5 protein-coding genes are annotated in these 3142 nt (G+C 67.6%); all 5 read right to left on the reverse strand.

Annotated features, from left to right (window positions below):
- Positions 1–204: hypothetical protein (locus tag K8V84_RS10790; protein WP_304073794.1), on the reverse strand; the 204-nt coding region annotated here is incomplete at its 3' end.
- Between the two features lie 47 nt (positions 205–251).
- Positions 252–836, reverse strand: a complete 585-nt coding sequence (scpB, locus tag K8V84_RS10795; RefSeq protein ID WP_304073796.1) for an SMC-Scp complex subunit ScpB — start codon at positions 834–836, stop codon at positions 252–254.
- Entirely contained in the window at positions 833–1645 is an 813-nt protein-coding gene (locus tag K8V84_RS10800) for a ScpA family protein (protein WP_304073798.1), read from the reverse strand. The genes scpB and K8V84_RS10800 overlap by 4 nt, the downstream gene beginning before the upstream one ends.
- A 115-nt stretch (positions 1646–1760) precedes the next feature.
- Positions 1761–2189, reverse strand: coding sequence for a hypothetical protein (locus tag K8V84_RS10805; RefSeq protein WP_304073800.1), 429 nt, complete (start codon positions 2187–2189; stop codon positions 1761–1763).
- On the reverse strand, positions 2186–3142 hold a 957-nt coding region (locus tag K8V84_RS10810; protein ID WP_304073801.1), incomplete at its 5' end, for an AAA family ATPase. The genes K8V84_RS10810 and K8V84_RS10805, both read right to left, overlap by 4 nt.

Genomic DNA, 3142 nt, shown 5'->3' on the forward strand with positions numbered 1-3142 from the left:
GCCCACCACCACGACGATCATCACGCCGATCCCGGTCACCCCGGAACCCACCACGGTCACGGTCTCGGTCGTCCCGCTGGAAACGCCCGCCACCCTGGCGGTCGTCCCGACGGTCACGGTCATAACGTCCGCCACCTCGGCGGTCGTCTTGTCGCTGGGGGCGGTGGCCTCGGCCACCGCGGTCGTCATTGTCGCCGCGCTCACCGCGCGGGGCGTATCCGTCGCGCCGCTCACCGCGGGGACGTTCGTTGTCAGTTGTGCTCACCGGTGTCGTCAAGACCTTCGATGTCGTCGGGGAGGAACGGCGCCAGATCAGGCAACTCGTCGAGGCCTCGCAGGCCCAGCCGTTCCAGGAAATAGGAAGTGGTCCGGTACAGCATGGCACCGGACTCGGGGTCGTGACCGGCCTCTTCGATCAGGCCCCTCAGTACGAGGGTACGCATGACTCCGTCGCAGTTGACCCCGCGTACCGCGGAGACCCTGCCACGGGAGACCGGTTGGCGGTAGGCGACCACCGCCATCGTCTCGAGTGCGGCCTGGGTCAGCCGCACTTCCTGCCCTTCCCTGAGGAAGTGCTCGACGATGTCGGCGCACTCGGGTCGCGTGTACACACGCCACCCCTCGGCCACCGCCCGTAGGTCGAAACCACGGCCCTGCTCGGTGTATTCCCGGGACAGGTCCTCCAGGGTGCGGGTGACCACGTCGAGGGGAACGTCCAGGGCGCGTGCCAGGTCGAACTCGGACACGGGCTGGTCGATGACCATCAGGACGGCCTCCAGGTCACGGCGCAGCGTGGGCGGCGCCTTTTCCCGGTCGGCCGCGTGTTCCATGGTCATGCCCGCTCCCCCTCGTCGTAGTCGCTGTCCACCTCGACCTCTCCTTCGCCACCGGTCCAGGTGACGAGCAGCTCACCCAGCGGTTCGGGCTGGTCGAAGCCCACGTTGGAGGCCCGGTACAGCTCCAGCAATGCCAGGAAGCGCGCGACGATCTCGAACGTACCGGTGCAGGCGACCGTCAGCTCCGCGAACGTGAGTCGTCCGTGCTCGCGCAGCTCCGCGACCATCAGTTCGCCCTGCTCCTTGACCGAGGTCTTGGTCTGGTGGATGTGGGTGACGGGGACGCTCGGCGGTTCCTTGGGGGTGAAGACCAACCCTGCCAGGGCGGCGAACTCCTCGGGACCGAGTTTGAACAGCACGTCCGGGCGCATGCCGGCGAACCGTTCCTCCAACGGCACCGCACGGGCGTAACGGCGCCCCTGGGAGGCCAGCCGCTCGCGCATGTAGGAGGCGACCTCCTTGTAGGCGCGGTACTGCAGCAGCCGGGCGAACAGCAGGTCGCGGGCCTCCAGCAGGGCCAGGTCCGCCTCGTCCTCCACATCACCGCGCGGCAGCAACCGGGCCGCCTTCAGGTCCAGCAGGGTGGCCGCCACCAACAGGAAGTTGCTGGCCTGGTCCAGGTCCCATTCGTCCCCGTGGGCACGGATGTGCGCGATGAACTCGTCGGTGACCTTGGACAGCGCCACCTCGGTGATGTCGAGCTTGTGTTTGGAGATCAGCCCGAGCAACAGGTCGAAGGGGCCCTCGAAGTTGTCCAGGTGGACTTGGAAGGTGTTCTCGTCGACCTCGTCGACGTCCTCAGTCACCATGGCGGGTCCACGTCCTTTCACGCATGGAACAAGGGTGGCACCACCCGCGACCCTCCGGTGACGGAAGCGGGCCCGGGCCGACCGCTCCCCCAGCGATCGACCCGGGCCCCTCGTGTCAGTCCTCGCTCAACCGACGTACCAGCATGCTGCTCGATCCGTGCTCCTCGAAGTCGGCGAGCAGCACCGCCACCGCTTCACGGACGAGGCGGCCGCGGTCGGCCGACAGGCCGTGTTCGGCCCGCAGTGACAGCCTGGTCTGTTCCAGGGCCAGCAGTTCGGGTCCGGAGACGTAGACGGTGATCTTCTCGTCGTGACGCTGGCGACCGCTGGGTTTGGGCGCCTTGCGGACGGATCCGCGACCGGTCTTCTTGGACCTGCCCGCGTCGTCGGATCCGTTGGCCCTGCGCACGGTGCGCTTCGACGAGCCCTCGTCCGCTTCCTGTCGTGTCTGTTCCGGTACCTGGTGCTGGCGGTCGGTCTCCGGCTGTTCCGGTTCGGGACCGGAGGGGCGGAAGAACAACTCGTCCGCCCCGGGTAGCGTCACGCGCCGTGACCGCTGAGAGGCCACCTCGCCAGCACCTCCTTGGCCAGAGCCCGGTAGGCGTTGGCCCCGGCCGAGGACGAGTCGAACCTGGTGATGGGTTCGCCCGCCACGGTGGCGTCCGGGAAGCGCACGGTGCGGTTGATCACCGTGCCGTAGACCTTGTCGCCGAACCCGTCCACGATCGTGGAGAGCACCTCGCGTGCGTGCAGGGTGCGCGGGTCGTACATGGTCCCGAGGAACCCGTCGATGACCAGGTCCTCGTTGAGTCGTTCCTGGACCTTTTGGATGGTGTCCATCAGCAACGCCACACCGCGCAGCGCGAAGAACTCGCACTCCAGCGGCACGATGACACCGTCGGCCGCGGTCAGCGCGTTGACGGTGAGCAGCCCCAGCGACGGCTGACAGTCGATCAGGATGACGTCGTAGTCGTTGATGACCGGACGCAGCGCGCGCCCCAGCATCTGCTCGCGGGCCACCTCGCCGACCAGCTGCACCTCGGCTGCCGAGAGGTCGATGTTGCTCGGAATGAGGTCCAGACCGTCGATGTCCGTCTTGAGCAGGACGTCCTCGACCGACACATCCCGCTGCATGAGCAGGTTGTACACGGTCAGGTCCAGCTCACGCGGATCCAGACGACCCAGCCCCACCGACAGGGCGCCCTGCGGGTCGAAGTCGACCAGCAGCACCCGTCTGCCGTACTCGGCGATGGCGGCGCCGAGGTTGATGGTGGTGGTGGTCTTACCGACCCCACCCTTCTGATTACAGAGTGCTACAATCCGTGCCGGGCCGTGTTCGTCCAACGGCTCGGGCTCTGGATATGTGCGCACCGGTCTCTTGGTGTGCAGATCCGCCCCCGTGTTGCGTGTCGTCCCCCACGGGTTGTTCACCGGGTCGGCGAGGTCCCCCTCGCCGACGGGTGCGGTGTTCGCCGCCTCGTCGTACTCCGACCAGTT

The sequence above is a fragment of the Nocardiopsis listeri genome (assembly GCF_020741345.1).
GTDB classification, from domain to species: Bacteria; Actinomycetota; Actinomycetes; order Streptosporangiales; family Streptosporangiaceae; genus Nocardiopsis; species Nocardiopsis listeri_A.